The sequence below is a fragment of the Streptomyces sp. NPDC057702 genome, from assembly GCF_042799315.1.
Lineage (GTDB): Bacteria > Actinomycetota > Actinomycetes > Streptomycetales > Streptomycetaceae > Streptomyces.
This window is the reverse complement of sequence record NZ_JBHVJC010000061.1, coordinates 1-18,669: the sequence shown is the minus strand read 5'-3', so window position 1 is coordinate 18,669 and position 18,669 is coordinate 1. Positions and strand designations below refer to the sequence as shown.

Here is an 18,669-nt window from a genome sequence, read left to right as displayed (position 1 = left end):
AAGGGCCGCCCCCGCACCACCGGGGGCGGCCCTTCTCGTACGCCCCGACGCGGCAGACCCCCACGCCCGCGTCCCCGGCCGGACGTACGCCCTAGGTCGCGCATCCGGTGGCACGTACGCCGTGGCGCGTACACCTGGCACGGCGCGCCGTACGTCGTGGCCCCGACGGGTCACATGTCGCGGCCCCGGCGGGTCGTGCGGCCGGGCGGGGTGGGGCCGAAGGTCAGCCGGTGCCGGCGCGCAGGGCGTCCACCGCGATTCTGGCGGCCGTGCCGATCACCGCGTCGGCGGCCGGCAGGGTGACGGCGGTGCTGGCCGAGCGGGTGAGGACGGCGACGGCGTACCGGCCCCCGTCGGGGTACTCCACGACACCCGCCTCGTGCCGGAGCGTGGGCAGGGTGCCGGTCTTGCCCGAGACGCGGACGTCGTCGAAGGGGAAGCCGGAGGCCAGCCGGTGGCTCCAGGTCTGGAGGCCGAGGACGCGCCGCAGCAGCCGGCCGTGCTCGCCGTCGCACACCTCGTCGCGCCAGATCGCGGCGAGCAGGTGGGTCAGGTCGCGGGCGGTGCTGTGGTTGGTGTGCGCCGGGTCCAGCACCCGCAGCCGGGCCACGGTCGCCGGCTCGACGAGCGCGACCGCCCCGGCCGCGCCCGCGTCGGCGACCATCGACGCGTACAGGTCGCGCATCGCGTGCACGGCGCGGGTCCGGCGCAACCCGAGGTCGGCCATGGTGCGGTTGACCACGTCCAGGCCGACCTCGTCCCAGAGCACGTCGGCCGCCGTGTTGTCGCTGACGGCGATCGACTGCGCGGCCAGGTCCCGCAGCGAGAGCCGGACCGGATCGAGGAGGACCGCGAGCCCGGTCGGCCCGTTGGTACGCCGCTCGGGGCCCACCTCGACCTGTCGGGTCAGGTCCAGGCGCCCCTGGGCCGCCTCCCGGAAGACCGTGCCGACCAGGCACAGCTTGTGCACGCTCGCGGTGCTGACCAGCGTGTCGGCACCCAGCCCGAGCTCCGCGCCGCTGTCGACGTCCCGGGCGTGCAACCACCCGGAGACCCCCGCGTCGGCGAAGGCCCCCCTGATCCGCCCGACAGCCCGGGCCACGGGGCGACGCGGGGAGTTGGAGGTGGGGCTGGGATGGGGCCTGGGGCTGGGCTTGGGCTTGGGGCTGGCCGCGCCACTCGGCACGGGCGCGCTGCCCGGCGCGGATGTGCCACCCGGCGCGGGCCGGTCGCCCGGTGCCAGGGGGTCGCCGGCCGGCGCGGGTTCGCCCCCCGGCACGGAGACATTCCCCGACACGGAGGCACGACCCGGCCCCGGCTCGCCGCCAGGCACGGGCTCGTCGCCCAGCGCGGAGGCACGACCCGGCCCCGGCTCGCCGCCAGGCGCGGGCTCGCCGCCGGGCCCGTCTCCGGTGGGGTCGTCGGGGCCGGGCCCGGTGGGGCCCCGGGTGGGACGGGGCTCGTGGTCGGTCACAGCGGGAACTCCGATGCGGGGCGGGGGTAGAGCGGCCGGGACGGTCGGGGGTGAGTCTCCTCCCCCGTGGGCGCGGGCGCGGGCCGGGCCGGCCGCGTGCCCGAGCCCTGCCCGGCATCGCCGGCCTCGGCGCCCGGGGCGGTGGCCGCCTCGGCGAACGGCCCGGCGGTGGCCACCTCCTCGACGGAGGGTGGCCCGAGGGGCGCGCCGGTCTCCGGCGGCCGGGGCTGGCCCGGCGGGTGGTCGAGCAGCATGCCGGCGCCCCCGCGCAGCGCCTCGTACGCCGCCTCGACGAACCGCCGCACCGCCGGCCCCCGCCGGTCCCGGGGCCAGGCCGTGGAGGTGCGCCAGGTCAGCGGCGTACCGGCCAGGGGGCGCCACAGCGCGCCGGGCTGGCCGGCGGCGCTGCCGGGCAGCAGGGCGACGGCCGCGCCGGAGAGCACCAGGGCCTGGGCGAAGTCGCCGCCCCGGGCCTCGTGGACGGCGGCCGGCGTACAGCCGTGGCGGGCCGCGCGGGTCAACGTCTCGTCGTACAGCGCCGGCGCCGTCGCCCGTGGGAAAAGGACCAGGTCACGACCTGTGAGGTCGGCCAGCTCGACAGGGGGGCCGGCGGCCAGCGGGTCGTCCGCGCGCAGCAGCACGCCGAGCGGCTGGTGCAGCAGTGGCCCGAAGTTCAGCCCCTCGGCCGGGCACGGATGGCGGACGACCCCGGCCTCCAGGGTGCCGGCGGCCAGTTCGCGTACCTGCTGGGCCGTGGTGAGCTCGCGCAGGTCCAGGGCGGCGCCCGGGGAGCGGTCCTGGTAGCCGGTGAGCAGCGCGGCGACGGTGGGCCCGCCGAGGTCGGGCGGCACGGCGGCGCGCAGGGTGCCGGCCGCGCCGTCGCGGACCCGGGCGACGACGGACTCCAGCCGGTCGGCGGCGGCCAGCAGCGCGTCGGCCTCCGCGCGCACCAACCGCCCGGCCGGGGTCAGCGAGACACCCCGGCTGCCCCGGTCGAAGAGGCGTACGCCGAGCTCGCGCTCCAGGCGCTGGATGCGCTGGGACAGCGAGGGCTGGGCCAACCGCAACCGCTCGGCGGCGCGACCGAAATGCCGCTCGTCGGCCACCGTGCGGAAGTAGCGCAGATGCCGCAGCAGGTCCATGAGCGGCAATGATAGGCATATGGCTATGACTTTCCTGGCGATAAGGGTCTTGGACTGAGGGGGGCCGGTTCTGTTCTGCTGCGCCTGCGGGCGCCGTGGTGGCGCGCGCGGTGAGCGAGGAGGGCCGGGTGCGGATCTATCGGGCGGGGCGACGCGGGCGACGCGTGGGGATGGCGGTGGCGGTGGCCGCCGTGGTGGTGGCCGGTGGCGGCACCTGGGCGGTGGCCGAGTGGCACTCCGGGGGCGCGGGCGGGACGCGGGAGGCGGACCCGGCGGCGGCGCGCACGGCGCGGGCCTTCCTCGACCACTGGGCCGCGGGCGACCTGGGCAAGGCCGCCGCGCTGACCGACGCGCCCCAGCGGGCCGAGACGACGCTGCGGAACTTCACGGTGGGCCTGGACATCGAGCGCCCCGCGTTCGCCGCGCGGCCGGCCGCCGCCCGGGGCGAGGACGGCGCGAGCGTGCCGTTCGCCGCCACACTGCCGATCAGCGGCCTGGGCACGTGGAAGTACGACTCGGCGCTGCGGCTGGAGCGCGGCGCGGGGGACGAGGGCGGCAGCCGGCGGGACGGGGGCTGGCGGGTGCGCTGGGAGCTGGGCCTGGTCCACCCCAGGCTCAGCGAGGAGGCGAGGTTCCGCCTGGTGCGCGAGGACGGGACACCCGAGGTGCGGGACCGGGACGGGCGCGAGCTGTCCGGCGCCGACCACCCCTCGCTCACCCAGGCGCTGGGCCTCGGCGCCGGCACGCCGCGCGGGGCGGTGCAGCTCGTCGACCGCGAGAGCGAGGACGTGCGGCGTACGGAGGCGCGCTTCGGCGGGCCCGGGGCCGGGCGGGGGCCGGTGCGGACGACGATCGACCCCCGGGTGCAGACCGCGGCCGAACGCGCGCTGGAGCGGCACGCCAAGGGCCGCAACGCGGGCCTGGTGGCGCTGCGGATCGCCGACGGCGAGGTGGTCGCGGTGGCCAACACGCCCGCCGGCGGCTTCAACCGCGCCTTCCTGGGCACCTACGCGCCCGGCTCGACCATGAAGGTGATCACCTCGGCGGCGCTGCTGACCAAGGGCGCGGTGCGCCCGAGTGATGTCGTGGACTGTCCGAAGTACCTGACGGTGGGCAAGCAGTTCCACAACGTGGAAACCTCCGAGATCCGTGGGGCCACCTTCCGCGAGGACTTCATCCACTCGTGCAACACGGCCTTCGTGAGCCTGCGGGACAAGCTCGGGGACCGCGAGCTGACCGACTTCTCCTCGACGTACTTCGGCATCGGCCAGGAGTGGTCCACCGGCGCCCCGTCCTTCGACGGCGACGTGCCGGTGCCCGGGGACGCGACGGAGAAGTCGGCCGCGCTCTTCGGCCAGGGCAAGCTGCGGGCCAACCCGCTGGTGATGGCGTCGGCCACGGCCACCGCCGCCTCCGGCCAGTTCCACCAGCCGCTGCTGGTACGCGAGGGGGGCCGCCCGCGCGAGGGGAAGGGGCCGCGCACCGAGGAGCTACCCGCCGACGTGGTGCGCACGCTGCGCTCGCTGATGCGGGACACGGTCACCGACGGCACCGCCAAGGTGCTGGCCGACCTGCCCGGCGAGATCGGCGCCAAGACCGGCACGGCGGAGGTCACCGAGGAGGGGCCGAACAACGGCTGGCTGGTCGCCTACGACGACGAGATCGCCATCGCCTGCGTGGTCGAGGGCGCCCAGCACGGCTCCGACTCGGCGGGCCCGGTCATCCACGACGTGCTGGAGGCGACGGGCTAGGCGACACGTCCCGGTCGCCGGACCCCGGCCACGGGCCCCCCGGACGGGCGTCGCCGGACGCCGCGTGAGGCCCGCCGAACGCCGCCTGGACCGGCCCCACCGGGCGGGCCCGGGATCGGGACGAGGCGGGGATCGGGGCGACGCCGGGGCCGGGGGCGACGCCGGGGCCGGGGGCGACGCCGGGATCAGGGTCGGGCTCGCTCGAATTGGTGTGCCGGGGGCGGGCGGGTAGCATGGCTGAGTTGCTCGGCGAGGGAGGCCCTGTCCCGTACAGGCCCATCCGTTATCGACGCGCTCTTCGTAGCAGGTCTGTCGTAGGCCGAGTGACGGCTTCCGGATCTCTCTATCTACGAGGAGTGCACCATGGCTGAGGTCAAGGTTTCCGTCCAGCACCGTACCGAGTTCGGCAAGGGCGCCGCCCGCCGGCTGCGCCGCGCCGAGCAGGTCCCCGCCGTCATCTACGGCCACGGCGCCGAGCCGGTCCACGTGTCGCTGCCGGGCCACGAGCTGATGATGGCGCTCAAGACCCCCAACGTCCTGCTCTCGCTCGACCTGGACGGCAAGAACGAGCTGGTCATCCCCAAGGCCATCCAGCGTGAGGCCATCCGTGGCTTCCTCGTCCACGTGGACCTGCTCACCGTCAAGCGCGGCGAGAAGGTCACCGTCGAGGTGCCGATCCACACCGAGGGCGACCTCGCCCCGGGCGGCAACCTGCTGGAGCACGTCCTGAACGCGCTGCCGGTCGAGACCGAGGCCACCCACATCCCCGAGTCGGTCACCGTCTCCGTCGCGGGCCTGGACGCCGGTCACTCCGTGCTGGCCAAGGACGTCACCCTGCCCGCCGGCACCACGCTGGCCGTCGACGAGGACGCCGTCGTGCTCCAGGTCGTCGCCGCGCAGGCCGAGGCCCCGGCCGAGGGCGAAGGCGAGGGCGAAGGCGCCGAGGGCTGAGCCCAGGCGTCACCGACACCCGCGCGGTGTCACCCCGCACCACACCGCCGCCGCCGTCTCGCCCCGCACGGGGCGGGACGGCGGCGCGCGGCGTGCTGGGCCCCACGCCCGCGCGCCGCCCCGGGGCCCGCTACGGTCGAACGCGCGCCCGCGCGACCCGCCCCGGAACGCGCCCGGCCACGCGCCGGACCGGCCGCGCCCGACCGATCCGCCCCACCCACCGGAGAGCATGCAGATGAGCGACGCAGACGGCCCCTGGCTCGTGGTGGGCCTCGGCAACCCCGGCCCGGAGTACGCGGCCAACCGGCACAACGTGGGCTTCATGGTGGCCGACCTGCTCGCCGAGCGGATGGGCGGCCGGTTCAAGACGCACAAGGCGCGGGCCCAGGTCGTCGAGGGGCGCATCGGTCCGCCCGGCCCGGCCAACCGCCGCGTGGTGCTGGCCAAGCCGATGACGTACATGAACCTCTCCGGCGGCCCGACGACCGCGCTCGGCGACTTCTACAAGGTGCCCGCCGAGCGGATCATCGCCGTCCACGACGAGCTGGACATCGACTACGGGACGCTGCGGCTCAAGCTCGGCGGCGGCGACAACGGACACAACGGCCTCAAGTCGCTCACCAAAGCGCTCGGCCCCGACTACTACCGGGTCCGCTTCGGCATCGGCCGCCCGCCGGGCCGGATGGACGTGGCCGCGTTCGTGCTCAAGGACTTCTCGTCCACCGAACGCAAGGAGCTGGACTACTTCGTGGACCGCGCGGCGGACGCGGTGGAGGCGCTGGTCCTGGAGGGCCTGGAGCGCGCGCAGGGCACCTACAACTCCTGACGTACCGCCGCCTACCGCCGACTGCCGCGCCGTTTCCGCGCCCGTGACCTGGGCGGAGGCTCACCCTGGCCGGCTCGGCGGGGGCATAGCGGACATGCGGCCACCGGTGCTACCGAAGCGTAACCAGCGGGTTGACGCGACCGGCCCCCAGGCCCAAGGATCGCCGCCATGGTGCCGACCGGAACGAGCTCCGAGAGCACGGGGCGGGGCACGTCCCCCGCGTCGCCTCCCACCCCGGCGGGCCGCATCCCCGCCCAACGGGGCGCGCCCGCCCCCGAAGCGCGCCCCGAGGGCGCGCCGGAGCACACGGCACCCCGCGCCCCCGCGTCGCGTCACGGCGCGCCTCCGCGAGACACCCCACCCCGTGGCCGTGCGCCCCGTGGCCCCGCGCCCCGCGCCGCGCGCCGTGGCCGGCTGCGTCGGGCCGGCGAGAGCGCGTACGGACTGCTGCTGCTCGGCCGGCATCTGATGATGGCCCTGATCGTGCTGGTGGTGCTCGCGGCCGGGGTGTGGACGTCCTGGGGCACGGCCCAGCACGCGATGCTGACCAAGGGCAAGGAGCGGGGCACGTTCACGGTCGCCGCCTGCCACGACGACTGGTGCACCGGCCCCTTCACGGCCGACGCCGCCGGCGGCGAGGACCACCCCTCGGTGCGCGTCGACGCCACCGTCACCGACGGCAAGGGCCAGCGCTTCCCGGTCGTCCTCAAACCCGGTACCCACGACGCCGTCCGCACCGGCCTCCCCGGCTTCCTCTACGCCTGGGTCCCCCTCGGCGGCGCCCTCCTCCTGGCCTCCGTCCTGCTCGCCGGCGGCCTGCGCATGCCCCGCACCGCCTGGGCTCTCGGCCTGGCGGGAGCGGGGGTGTTGGGCGCGGCGTTCGTGGGGCTGTGAGGGGCGGGGCCAGGGAAGGGCCCCGCCCCGCGCCGCGAGAAGCGGGGATCGCGGCGCGGGGTTTGTCCTCGCGGGGGCCGAACTCGCGCGGCGCGTCGACTCCATATACCCCGCCCCCGGCGTGGCGAGCCCTCTGCGGACCTCGTAGGTGACACGCGCTCCGATCCCGTCGCGACGCGGGTCACGAGGGAAATGCGCTTTCCTCCGGAAAATCGCGCCGACATCGCGAAGAGTTCGCGCCGACCTTCGCAAGCTGACCTACTCGACGTCATTCCGTGAAGCTCCCGCGAAACCGAGAGCTCCGCGCCGTCCGGCCGGGTCCGGCACCGTGTGCGCACTCCGCCACCGCGCGCTCAGCCGCATCCCACAGGCGCCGAGGCGAGCCGGGGCGCCCTTGTGCGCCGACCCCCGTAAAGCGGAATTCACCGCGCCGTATCACCTCCCACCACACCACCCGCACCACCGCGCGGCGCCCGAAAACGCGTCACGCTCCGCACCACACCGCCGCACGCCCGATATCACCCCATCAGCCTCCCGTAAATCACTGTTGGCGAATTTCTCGCGCAACCCATTTCACGCGATGTCATAGTCCAGGCATGATCCACGCCTTTTCGTACCGAAGACGCCAATGGGGCGCCGCCGCCTTAGTGGTGGCGGTGACCGCCATTCCGCTGACCGCCAAGGCGATCAAGAAGTCCGACGACGCGCCCACCGCCACCCCGTGCGTCACCTCGACCCCGTTCGCGTCGGGTACCGCCGGCTATCACACCTTCCGCATCCCCGCCCTGGTCCGTACCGGCGGGACGCTGATCGCCTTCGCCGAGGGGCGGCGTACCAGTGCCGCCGACCACGGTGACATCGAGGTCGTCAGCCGGCGCTCGACCGACGGGGGATGCCACTGGGGGCCGTTGGCCCGGGTCTCCGACAACGGGCGCGACGTGGCGGGCAACCCCGCGCCCGTGGTCGATCCGGCCAACGGGGACGTCGTCCTGCTGACGACCCGGCAGTCCGGGGCCGTCACGCAGCCACAGATCGAGGCCGGCACGGTGCCGCCCGCCGCCGGTCGGCGGGTCTACGTCCAGCGCAGCGTCGACGCGGGCGCGTCCTGGTCCGGGGCCACGGAGATCACCGCCGCCGTCAAGCGGTCGGGCTGGCGCTGGTACGCGACCGGCCCCGGGCACGGCATCGCCCTCACCCAGCGGCATCCGGGGCGGCTGATGGTCGCCGCGAACCACACCAGCGCGACCGGCGCCGGCGCCCATCTGCTCTACAGCGACAACCACGGCGACACCTGGCACATCGGCGCCCTCGACCACCACGCGGACGGCCGGCTGCGGCCGGACGAGAACGCCGTGGCCGAACTGCCCGACGGCCGGCTCTACGTCAACGCCCGCGACCAGGGCGGCACGCATCCGGCGACCCGCCTGGACGCGTACAGCGCCGACGGCGGCGCCCGCTTCGCCGCGCCCTTCCGGCCGCGCGCGGAACTGGTGGCCCCCGTCGTCAAGGGCGCCCTCGCGCACGCCGGCGGCGCCGCCTGCCCGACCTTGCTCTTCTCCGCCCCCGACCACCCCCGCGACCGCCGCCACCTGACGCTGCGCGGCAGCACGGACGCCGGCGCCACCTGGCGACGGGAGGCCGTGGTGACCGCCGGGCCGGCCGCCTACTCCGACCTGGCCGCGACCGGTGAGCGGAGCGTCGCGGTGCTCTACGAGACCGGGGTCGCCCGGTCCACCGAGCGCATCGACCTGCGCCGCGTTCGGCTGACCTGCCGCTGAGACGCCCCGGCGGGCGGCCGGCGGTGGGGCGCGCGCGAGGAGGGCGCGAGAGGCGGACGAGAGGCGCCACCGCCCGGACACCCCCGGGCGGGACCGCCCCCGCGCCAGCCCGCCCGGCCCCCCAGTCACCCAGTCACTCGGTCACCCGTCACGCGCCCGCGCGTGCGAGGCCCGCGCGGGCCAGCCGGCCGGCGCGCCCCCGGACGCCGACCGGGCCGGCCCCCGTGGGGGAACCGGCCCGGTCAGTGCGCCTCGACGCGCGGGGGTGGCTCAGCCCGTGTTGCGCAGGCCGGCCGCGACGCCGTTGACGGTGAGCAGCAGCGCGCGGGACAGCAGCGGGTCGGGCTCCTCGCCGCGCTCGGCGGCCTGCCGCTGGCGGTGCAGCAGGGTGACCTGGAGGTAGGAGATCGGGTCCAGGTAGGCGTCCCGGACGCGGAAGGTCCGCTTCAACGCCGGGTTGGAGTCCAGCAGTTCGGTGCCGCCGGTGATGCGCAGCACCTCGCGCACGGTCAGCTCGTGCTCGGCCTCGATGACCGCGAAGACGTGCTTGAGCTCGTCGGGCACCAAGGTGTCCACGTAGTGCCGGGCGATCCGCAGGTCGGTCTTGGCCAGCGTCATCTCGACGTTGGACAGGAAGTTCTGGAAGAAGTGCCAGTGCTCGCTCATCTCGTCGAGCACCGTGTCCAGGCCGGCCTCGCGGGCGGCCTTGAGCCCGGAGCCGACGCCGAACCAGCCGGGCACGATCTGCCGCGACTGGGTCCAGCCGAACACCCACGGGATGGCCCGCAGCCCGTCGAGCCCGGCGCCGCTGTCGGGGCGGCGCGAGGGGCGCGAGCCCAGGTGCAGTTCGGCGAGCTGGTCGACGGGGGTGGAGGCGAAGAAGTACGCGGGCAGGTCCGGGTCGTCCACCAGCGCGCGGTAGGCGTCGTGGGCCGCGTCCGAGACGGTGTCCATGGTGGCGTCCCAGCGGGCCAGCGCCTCGTCCGACTGGCGGGGGGCGGTGTGCAGCGCGGACGCCTGGAGCGTGGCCGCGACCGTCAGCTCCAGGTTCTCCCGGGCCAGCGAGGGCACCAGGTACTTGTCGGAGATGACCTCGCCCTGCTCGGTGACCTTGATCTCACCTTCCAGGGTGCCCCAGGGCTGGGCGAGGATCGCGTCGTGGGTGGGGCCGCCACCGCGCCCGACGGTGCCGCCCCGGCCGTGGAAGAGCCGCAGCCGCACCCCGTGCCGGTGCGCCACGTCACGCAGCCGGCGCTGGGCCCGGTGGATCTCCCACTGGCTGGTGGTGATGCCGCCGAACTTGGAGGAGTCCGAGTAGCCGAGCATGACCTCCTGCGCGTCGCCGCGCAGCGCCACCAGCCGCCGGTAGGAGGGGTCGGCCAGCATGTCGTCCAGGATGCGGTCGGCCTCGCGCAGCTCGTCGGTGGTCTCCAGGAGCGGCACGATGCCGATCTTGGCCCAGCCGGCGTGCAGGTCGATGAGCCCGGCCTCGCGGGCGAGGACGGCGGCGGCGAAGACGTCGTCGGCGCCCTGGCACATGGAGATGATGTACGACTCGACGACCTCGGGACCGAAGCGCTTGAACGCCTCGCGCACCGTGCGGAAGACGCCCAGCGTCTTGGCGCCCGCCTCGTCCAGCGGGGCCGGCGAGGGCGCGAGCGGGCGGCGCGAGCGCAGCTCCTTGGCGAGCAGCTTGCGCCGGTAGTCGCGCGGCATGTCGGCGTAGCGCCAGGACTCCTCGCCGAGCCGGTCGAAGAGCTGCCCGAGCGCGTGGTGGTGGGCGTCGGCGTGCTCGCGTACGTCCATCACGGCGAGCTGGAGGCCGAAGGCGGCCAGCGTGCGGATGGTGCGCTCCAGGCGGCCGTCGGCGATGAGCTGGCCACGGTGCTGGCGCAGCGAGTCCTGGACGAGCTGGAGGTCGGCCAGGAGTTCGGCGGTGCCGAGGTAGTCGCGGCCCACCTGGTGCGGGGTGCCGGCGGCCAGCCGCTCGCGGGTGTGGATGAGCTTCTGCCGGATGCAGGTGGCCTTGAGGCGGTAGGGCTCCTCGGCGTTCAGCCGCTTGTAGCGCGGGCTGATCTCCGGCAGTCGCTCCAGGTCCTCCTGGAGGGAGGTCAGCAGCTCCTCGGTGGCCCCGCCGTTGCGGATGGAGTTGGACAGCGCCGCCCGCAGGTCGTCGACGGCCTGGAGGGCGTCGGTGATGCCGTGCTCGTGCTGGAGCAGCAGGACGTCCCAGGTCACCTCGGGGGTGACGTTGGGGTTGCCGTCGCGGTCGCCGCCGATCCAGGTGCCGAAGGTCAGCGGCCGGGAGCCGGCGGGCAGCTCGACACCGACGCGTTCCAGCTCGGCCGCGAGGTCCTCCAGGACGTCACCGACGGCGTTGGCGTGCAGCTCGTCCAGGTAGTAGATGGCGTTGCGGGCCTCGTCGGCGGGCTCGGGCCGGGCCACCCGCAGCTCGTCGGTCTGCCACAGCAGGTCGATGTTCTCGGCGAGCCGGAGCTGGGTGCGCCGACTGTCGCCCTCGGCGGCGAGCCGGTCCAGGAGCGAGGCGACGCGGCGCAGCTTGTTCAGCACGCTGCGACGGGCGGCCTCGGTGGGGTGCGCCGTGAAGACGGGCCGCACGTTCAGGTGGGCGACGGTCTCCCGCAGGTGCTCGGGGTCGGCATCCTTGAGCTGGTCGGCGGTGCGGGCGAGGATGCCGCCCTCGGCCGCGCGGTGGGCACGCAGCTCACGGCCTCGGTAGACCTGCTCGGTGACGTTGGCGAGGTGGAAGTAGGTGGAGAAGGCCCGGACGAGCTTGGCGGCGGTCTCCAGGTCCGTGGCGGCGAGGAGCTCGGCGGCCGATTCGCCCTGCTGGCCCCCCTCCGGCTGGCCCGTCCCGGTGGTCCGGGTCAGGGCGCGCACGCGCTCGACGAGGTCGAGGAGGTCGCGGCCCTCCTGGCGGACGAGGGTCTCTCCCAGCAGGTCACCCAGGCGGCGGATGTCCGCCCGCAGGGCCGCGCCCTGTCGGGTGGCGTCCGCGGCACTCGTGGCAGCGTCGTTGGGGATCGCTTCCTCGGGGACCGGGCTGGCGTTGCTGGCGGTCTCGGCACTGCTCACAGGTGCGGCTCCTTGCGAGTACGAGCACTTTGGGCGATTTCGCGGACCGCGCTGTCCGACCGCACCAGGATAGGACCCCTGGTCGCGGGCGCCGCATCGCCCGTTATCCACAGGCCCTTGTCCCAAGGCGCGGCCCTGCCATACTTACGTAGCCGTAGGTTACGTATGCGTAGCCGTGCCCCGACCCTCCCGAGGGAACCCATGACTGCAAGCCCCGACGTGATCGACGACGTGCCAAAAGCCCCGGAATCCCCCGTTCCATCCGCGACGCTGGGCGGCGACAAGAAGGGGTCGGTCGAGCAGATCACCCTGATGCTGTTCATCGTCGTCCCCTTCGTCGCCCTGCTGGCGGCGATCCCGCTGGCCTGGGGATGGGGGGTCAGTTGGTTGGATCTCGGACTGCTGGTCGCGATGTATTACATCGGTTGCCACGGCATCACCATCGGGTTCCACCGGTATTTCACGCACGGTTCATTCAAGGCGAAGCGGCCCCTGCGGATCGCGCTGGCGATCGCGGGCTCGCTGGCGGTCGAGGGCCCGCTGGTCCGCTGGGTGGCCGACCACCGCAAGCACCACAAGTTCTCCGACGCCGAGGGTGACCCGCACTCCCCCTGGCGGTACGGCGAGAGTGTGCCGGCCCTGCTGAAGGGCCTGTGGTGGGCGCACATCGGCTGGATGTTCAACGAGGAGCAGACCCCGCAGCACAAGTACGCACCGGACCTGGTCAAGGACCCCGCGCTGCGCCGGATCTCCCGCCAGTTCGTGCTGTGGACGATCATCTCGCTGGGCCTGCCCCCGCTGGTCGGCGGCCTGGTGACCTGGTCCTGGCAGGGCGCGCTGACCGCCTTCTTCTGGGGCTCGCTGGTGCGGGTCGCGCTGCTGCACCACGTGACGTGGTCGATCAACTCCATCTGCCACGCGGTGGGCAAGCGGCCGTTCAAGTCCCGTGACCGCTCGGGGAACGTCTGGTGGCTCGCGGTGCTCTCCTGCGGCGAGTCCTGGCACAACCTCCACCACGCGGACCCCACGAGCGCCCGGCACGGCGTGATGCGCGGCCAGCTCGACTCCAGCGCCCGCATCATCCGCTGGTTCGAGAAGGCGGGCTGGGCCTACGACGTGCGCTGGCCCACCACCAACCGGATCGACGCCCGCCGCAAGGACGCCACCGCCGATCGGGTGAAGGACACCGCCGGCGCGGCATGATGGAGGACGTGGCGATCGACAGCAACACCAGTAGCAGCAGCAAAAGCCGGTCCGGGAGCACCGGGGGTCGGCGGGCGCGGCGTATCCGCATGACCGGCAAGGAGCGCCGCGAGCAACTGCTGGACATCGGTCGCACGCTCTTCGCCGAGCGCGGCTTCGAGGGGACCTCGGTCGAGGAGATCGCGGCCAAGGCCGGGGTCTCCAAGCCGGTGGTCTACGAGCACTTCGGCGGCAAGGAGGGCCTGTACGCCGTCGTGGTGGACCGCGAGATGCGCCAGCTCCTCGACATGGTGACCGGCGCCCTGACCGCCGGGCACCCGCGCGAGCTGCTCGAACAGGCGGCGTTCGCCCTGCTCGACTACATCGACCAGTACACCGACGGCTTCCGCATCCTGGTGCGGGACTCCCCCGTGGCCCAGTCCACGGGCACCTTCGCCTCGCTGATCAGCGACATCGCCACCCAGGTCGAGGACATCCTGGGCCTGGAGTTCAAGGCCCGCGGCTTCGACGCCAAGCTGGCCCCGCTCTACGCCCAGGCCCTGGTCGGCATGGTGGCCCTCACCGGCCAGTGGTGGCTGGACGTCCGCAAGCCCAAGAAGTCCGAGGTCGCCGCGCATCTGGTGAACCTGGCCTGGCACGGCCTGGACGGCCTGGAGCCCAAGCCCCGCCTGATAGGCCACCGCAAGAGCTGAGCCCGTTCGCGTCGCACGCCCCTCGGCCCCGTTCCCCGAGCCCTCCGGCTCGGCGGGCGGGGCCGAGGCGCGGAGGCACCGGGCGGCTGAACGCCGGCGCGTGGGGGTCGCCGGCGCACACCGCGCGCCACGGCACGGTGGGCGCTCGCGCGCCCGCGACCCCGGCGGCGTCGCCGCCCGCGCCGCTCCGTGGTGGGCACGCGCACATCACGGCGTACGTACCGGAGCGCGCGCCCCCGCAGACACGGGTCCACCGGGGCATTCCACCCGCATCGCCGCACCTCGCGGTCATCGGTCCGCGCCGTCACGGCCTCCCCAGGCGTGCGGCACAACAGCCCCTCCGGTCACACGCGAACCACGGCGCCACGGGACCGCCACCCTCGCGCGGCACCCCCGTGCGCGCCCCGGCCGGCGCCTACCGGAACGCGGGGCTCAGCGGCCCGGCCACTCCCCCTCGCCGGTCGCGTGCGCCGCCGTCACCCGTCTCCTCGCCGGGCCACGACGAAGATGCGACGGAAGGGGAAGACCGTGCCGTACGGCCCCTGCGGGTACGCCTTGCGGAGCAGGTCGCGGTACTCCGCGAGGAAGTCCGCCGCCGCCTCGGGCTCGTCGGCCAGGGCGGTCAGGATCGGGCGCAGCGCGGTGCCCTTGACCCAGTCCAGGACCGGGTCCGTACCCGTGAGCACCTGCACGTACGTGGTCTCCCAGGCGTCCACCACGCAGCCCAGGCCCAGCAGGCGCTCCAGGTAGTCGGCCGGGCTCAGGACGTGCACGAAGCGGCGCCCGCGCCCGTCGAGGCGGCGGCGCCAGCGCGGGGTGTCGCACAGTTCGCCCAGCAGGGCGTGGCTGGGCGAGACGAAGTTGCCCGGCACCTGGAAGGCGAAGGTGCCGCCCGGGGTGAGGGCACCCACCCAGGACTCGAAGGACTCGGAGTGGTCCGGCACCCACTGCAGGGCCGCGTTGGAGACGATCAGGTCGAACGGCTCGTCGGGCACCCAGGTGGCGGCGTCGGCAGGCTGGAAATCGAGCCTGCCACCGCCCTCCGTGGGCCCGGCGTACGTCTGCGCCTCGCGGAGCATGTCCACGGAGTTGTCGTACCCGGTGATGTGCGCGTCGGGCCACCGGGTGGCGAGCAGGGCGGTGACGTTGCCGGGGCCGCAGCCCAGGTCAGCTATGCGGAGGGCGGGCGCGCCCGGCTGGGGCGCGTCCGTGGCGGGCGCCTGGTCGGCGGTCGGTGCGGGCGGATCGGGGATGCGGGCGAGGAGATCGAGGAAGGGGCGTGTGCGGAGGGCGGAGTGACGTAAGTACTGCTTCGGGTCCCACTGTGGTGAGTCGGGCATGTTCGAACCCCCTTGCAGGTTCTGGTCGATCTGAAGCGCAAGGGCGCTTCCCGCCCTTCGATGCCCAAGCATCAGCGCAAATATCTCTCGACGTCAAGAGACTTCATATCGACAGACCCACTACACTGATCGTCATGGAGGACGAGGTCGATCGGCTGGTCGCGGCGTGGCGGCGGGAACGCCCGGACCTCGACGTGGAACCGCTGGAAGTGCTGAGCCGCGTGAGCAGGCTCGCCCGGCACCTGGACAGGGCGCGGCGGATCGCCTTCGCCGAGCACCAACTGGAGCCGTGGGAGTTCGACGTGCTGACCTCGCTGCGCCGCGCGGGAGCCCCCTACCAGCTCTCCCCCGGGCAGCTCCTGACGCAGACGCTGGTCACCTCGGGCACGATGACCAACCGCATCGACAGGCTGGCCAAGAAGGGCCTGGTCGAGCGGCTTCCCGATCCCAGCGACCGGCGCGGGGTCCTGGTGCGGCTGACGGCCGAGGGGCGCGACCGCGCCGATCAGGCGCTGGCCGGCCTGCTCGCCCAGGAGCGGGCCATCCTGGCCGAGCTCTCCCCGGGACAGCGCCGTGAACTGGCCGGGCTGCTACGCGAGCTGACCGCCCCGTTCGACAACCTCCCCGGCTAGGTCCACCGGGCCGACCCCCGCGCGGCGGGCCAGCGCGACGGCCGCGAGTGTGGAGTGCACGCCCAGCTTGCCGAGCACGTTTTGCATGTGCGTACGAACGGTGTGCGGCGACAGGTACAGCCGCTCCGCGACCGCCTTGCGGCCCAGCCCCGCGACCATGCAGCGCAGCACCTCGCGCTCGCGCGGCGTCAGCGACTCCACCAGGCGCTCGCTCTCGGTGCGGTGCTTGCGGGCGGCGGTCAGCTCCCGCAGCACGCCGGTCAGCAGCGCGGGCGGCAGGTGCGTCTCATCGCGCAGGACGCCCCGGATGACGGCCAGCAGCCGCGAGAGCGAGCAGTCCTTGGCGACCCAGCCGCTGGCCCCGGCCTGGAGCGCCAGCGCGGCCCGGCGCGGGTCGTCGCGCTCGGCGAGGACCACGGTGCGCACCGCGGGCTGCGCCGTGCGCACCCCGTCGACCAGGCTGATCCCGTCCACGGCACGACGCTCGGCGCGCTCGGCCACTCCCTCGGGCAGCCGTTCGGGCCGTGGTGGCGCGATGTCGCTGATGGCGGCGCCCAGGTCGGCGTCCACCAACAGGACGTCGAAGCGCCGCCCCTCGGCCGACGCCCGCTCCAGGGAACGCATGGCGGCCGGCCCACTGCCGGCGGCCGCGACGTCCACGTCCGGTTCCGCCGCGAGAGCGGCGGCGAGCGACTCGGCAAAGATGCGATGGTCATCGGCCACCAGAACCCGGATACGTGCCACAGCCACCCCCATGGACTACCCATGTCCCGCGAACGCGGATACGGAGAAAAGAAGAACGTTGAACAGAAAGCGAGAAAGCCACGAAACGGTGCGTGCGAGGAACCGTACTAGCCTGTCGAGCCGGCCAGGTGGAGCGCGGGAAACGAGCACACAGTGCGGGTACGGCGCCCAGAACTCAAGCCCGCCGGCCGAAACCCACGGACACGCCACCAACCCCAACGGCCGCCGCCGCGCGGAACCGAAGACGCAGCCCCAGGCGTCGTACCTGCCTGCCTCGCCCCCTGATAGGCACCGGCCCCCACCGGCGCTGTGCATCAGCCTACGACCGAGGTCGTGCAACGGAAGCGAATTGACAAAACTGCCCCGGCCAACTGTTTAGGCTGAGAACCGTGTTCCACATTGAGGAAGAAGTCAATCAAGACCGCAGAAATGTGATCGAGGAGCGGTTGGAGGACTCCAACACCGCCCGATCCCCCGTCATGCGGGCACTGCGCGGCACCGAAGCGGCCAGGGAACGGCCGCTCCAGCTCTACGCGCGTGACGCGGAAGGGGAGTTGGCCGGCGGCCTGGTCGGCTACGCCTGGGGCCACTGGCTGCACGTGGACCTGCTCTGGGTGGACGAGCGGTGGCGCGGCACGGGCATCGGATCGCGCCTGATGGCCGAGGCCGAGCGCAAGGCGCGTGACGAACTGGGCTGTCTGCGCGCGCGGGTGGAGACCTGGGGATTCCAGGCCCCGCGCTTCTACGAGAAGCTGGGCTACCAGATCGTGGGCGTGGTCGCCGACTACCCGCCGGGGGAGACCGACCACCTGCTGGTCAAGCGCATCGCCGACACGTAGGTCGCACCCCGCCCCCGCCCGCGACCCCACGGCGGCGGCCCGCGCGCCCCGCCGGGAAGAGGCCGCCGGCGCGCCGGCCCCCACACTCCGCACGCCCCGCGTCGACGCGCCCCTGGCCCGTCGACGCGGGCTAGTCGAGGGGGAGTTGGCGCGCACCCGGGGCGGGAGTGGCCGAGAAGAGGCGCGGGGCGCGGTAGCCCGCCGCCGCGAACGCCCCGGCGACCGCGCCGGCGACCGCGTCCGCCGCCGCGTCGGGCACCAGCGCGATCGCGCTGCCGCCGAAGCCGCCGCCGGTCATCCGGGCCCCGAGCGCGCCCGCCGCCACGGCCGCCGCCACCGCCAGGTCGAGTTCGGCGCAGGAGACCTCGTAGTCGTCGCGGAGCGAGGCGTGCCCCGCGCTCAGCAGTGGCCCGACCGCCCGGACGTCGCCCGCGTCGAGCAGGGCGGTGACCTCCCGCACGCGACGGTTCTCGCTCACCACGTGCCGCACCCGGCGCCGCACGACGGGGTCGGCGGCCAGCTTCCCCAGGGCCTCGTCCAGGTCCGCGTACGCCACGTCCCGCAGAGCCGGCACGCCCAGCTCGCGCGCCGCGCGCTCGCAGGCGGCGCGTCGGTCGGCGTACGCGCTCTCGCCCAGCGCGTGTCGGACGCGGGTGTCGATGACCAGCAGCCGCAGGCCGTGGGCCGCCGGGTCGAAGGGGACGTGCCGGTGGGCCAGGCTCCGGGTGTCCAGGTACAGCGCGTGTCCGGCGGTGCAGCAGGCGGAGGCCATCTGGTCCATGATCCCGCAGGGCATGCCGACGAACGCGTTCTCGGCGCGCTGGGCGAGCTGGGCGAGGCGCTCGGCGGTGAGAGCGAGTCCGTAGAGCGCGTTCAGGGCGCTCGCGGTGGCCACTTCGAGGGCGGCCGAGGAGGAGAGGCCGGCGCCGGTGGGCACGGTGCTGGTGAAGTGCAGGTCGGCCCCGCCGACCGGCAGCCCCGCCTCCCGCATCGCCCACACCACCCCGGCCGGGTAGCCGGCCCAGCCGCCGAAGCCGGGGCGCAGCTCGTCGACCGGCGACTGGACCACCCCGTCCGGGACGTCGGCCGAGTGCAGCCGCAGCAGCCCGTCGGCGCGGGCGCGGGCGGCGGCCAGCGTCGCGTGCGGCAGCGCGAACGGCAGGACCAGGCCCTCGCTGGTGTCGGTGTGCTCACCGATCAGGTTGACCCGGCCGGGCGCGGCCCACACGCCGCTGGGCTCGGCGCCGTGCGCCGCGCGGAAGCCGGCGCGCGCCGCCGCCACCCGCGCGCGTTCTTCGGCCTCGGGC

15 protein-coding genes are annotated in these 18,669 nt (G+C 74.4%); 9 read left to right on the top strand and 6 right to left on the bottom strand.

Annotated elements, in window-relative coordinates:
- Positions 1-223 precede the first annotated feature (223 nt).
- Both ACFVFR_RS30725 and ACFVFR_RS30720 read right to left on the bottom strand, forming a co-directional pair.
- Positions 224-1,102: a serine hydrolase gene (locus ACFVFR_RS30725; protein WP_383707697.1), complete on the bottom strand. Its 879-nt coding sequence runs from the start codon at positions 1,100-1,102 to the stop codon at positions 224-226.
- 368 nt (positions 1,103-1,470) lie between these two features.
- Positions 1,471-2,616, bottom strand: a complete 1,146-nt coding sequence (locus tag ACFVFR_RS30720) for a LysR substrate-binding domain-containing protein (RefSeq protein ID WP_383707695.1) — start codon at positions 2,614-2,616, stop codon at positions 1,471-1,473.
- A gap of 170 nt (positions 2,617-2,786) precedes the next feature.
- Here ACFVFR_RS30720 and ACFVFR_RS30715 point away from each other — a divergent pair, with 170 nt between their 5' ends.
- The 5 genes from ACFVFR_RS30715 to ACFVFR_RS30695 all read left to right on the top strand — a co-directional run bounded on the left by ACFVFR_RS30715 (position 2,787) and on the right by ACFVFR_RS30695 (position 8,816).
- Positions 2,787-4,367, top strand: coding sequence for a penicillin-binding transpeptidase domain-containing protein (locus ACFVFR_RS30715; protein ID WP_383707723.1), 1,581 nt, complete (start codon positions 2,787-2,789; stop codon positions 4,365-4,367).
- A 363-nt stretch (positions 4,368-4,730) separates the two neighbouring features.
- Positions 4,731-5,318: a 50S ribosomal protein L25/general stress protein Ctc gene (locus tag ACFVFR_RS30710; RefSeq protein WP_383707693.1), complete on the top strand. Its 588-nt coding sequence runs from the start codon at positions 4,731-4,733 to the stop codon at positions 5,316-5,318.
- Positions 5,319-5,553: 235 nt separating this feature from the next.
- Positions 5,554-6,144 (top strand): aminoacyl-tRNA hydrolase, encoded by a 591-nt coding sequence (pth, locus tag ACFVFR_RS30705; RefSeq protein WP_383707691.1) that lies wholly within the window; start codon positions 5,554-5,556, stop codon positions 6,142-6,144.
- Positions 6,145-6,612: 468 nt separating this feature from the next.
- Positions 6,613-7,038 carry a hypothetical protein gene (locus tag ACFVFR_RS30700; RefSeq protein ID WP_383707721.1) on the top strand — a complete coding sequence of 142 codons (426 nt, stop codon included), beginning with the start codon at positions 6,613-6,615 and terminating at the stop codon, positions 7,036-7,038.
- Positions 7,039-7,694: 656 nt separating this feature from the next.
- Positions 7,695-8,816, top strand: coding sequence for an exo-alpha-sialidase (locus ACFVFR_RS30695; RefSeq protein ID WP_383707689.1), 1,122 nt, complete (start codon positions 7,695-7,697; stop codon positions 8,814-8,816).
- Between the two features lie 270 nt (positions 8,817-9,086).
- On the opposite strand, the gene ppc is transcribed toward ACFVFR_RS30695, so the two are convergent.
- Entirely contained in the window at positions 9,087-11,861 is a 2,775-nt protein-coding gene (ppc, locus tag ACFVFR_RS30690; RefSeq protein WP_383707719.1) for a phosphoenolpyruvate carboxylase, read from the bottom strand.
- A gap of 252 nt (positions 11,862-12,113) precedes the next feature.
- Here ppc and ACFVFR_RS30685 point away from each other — a divergent pair, with 252 nt between their 5' ends.
- Entirely contained in the window at positions 12,114-13,115 is a 1,002-nt protein-coding gene (locus tag ACFVFR_RS30685; RefSeq protein ID WP_383707687.1) for an acyl-CoA desaturase, read from the top strand.
- Positions 13,115-13,807: a TetR/AcrR family transcriptional regulator gene (locus ACFVFR_RS30680; RefSeq protein WP_383707717.1), complete on the top strand. Its 693-nt coding sequence runs from the start codon at positions 13,115-13,117 to the stop codon at positions 13,805-13,807. Before ACFVFR_RS30685 ends, ACFVFR_RS30680 begins: the two co-directional genes overlap by 1 nt.
- Positions 13,808-14,283: 476 nt before the next feature.
- On the opposite strand, the gene ACFVFR_RS30675 is transcribed toward ACFVFR_RS30680, so the two are convergent.
- Positions 14,284-15,147 carry a trans-aconitate 2-methyltransferase gene (locus tag ACFVFR_RS30675; protein WP_383707685.1) on the bottom strand — a complete coding sequence of 288 codons (864 nt, stop codon included), beginning with the start codon at positions 15,145-15,147 and terminating at the stop codon, positions 14,284-14,286.
- Positions 15,148-15,281: 134 nt separating this feature from the next.
- Here ACFVFR_RS30675 and ACFVFR_RS30670 point away from each other — a divergent pair, with 134 nt between their 5' ends.
- Positions 15,282-15,779, top strand: a complete 498-nt coding sequence (locus ACFVFR_RS30670) for a MarR family winged helix-turn-helix transcriptional regulator (RefSeq protein ID WP_383707683.1) — start codon at positions 15,282-15,284, stop codon at positions 15,777-15,779.
- On the opposite strand, the gene ACFVFR_RS30665 is transcribed toward ACFVFR_RS30670, so the two are convergent.
- A complete protein-coding gene (locus ACFVFR_RS30665; RefSeq protein ID WP_383707715.1) occupies positions 15,738-16,523 on the bottom strand; it encodes a LuxR C-terminal-related transcriptional regulator in 786 nt (261 codons plus the stop codon). The genes ACFVFR_RS30670 and ACFVFR_RS30665 overlap by 42 nt on opposite strands.
- A 389-nt stretch (positions 16,524-16,912) precedes the next feature.
- Between ACFVFR_RS30665 and ACFVFR_RS30660 the strand changes: the two genes are divergently transcribed.
- Positions 16,913-17,362 (top strand): GNAT family N-acetyltransferase, encoded by a 450-nt coding sequence (locus tag ACFVFR_RS30660; protein WP_383707681.1) that lies wholly within the window; start codon positions 16,913-16,915, stop codon positions 17,360-17,362.
- Between the two features lie 130 nt (positions 17,363-17,492).
- Here ACFVFR_RS30660 and galK read toward each other — a convergent pair whose 3' ends face one another.
- Positions 17,493-18,644 (bottom strand): galactokinase, encoded by a 1,152-nt coding sequence (galK, locus tag ACFVFR_RS30655; RefSeq protein ID WP_383707713.1) that lies wholly within the window; start codon positions 18,642-18,644, stop codon positions 17,493-17,495.
- Between the last annotated feature and the right edge of the window lie 25 nt (positions 18,645-18,669).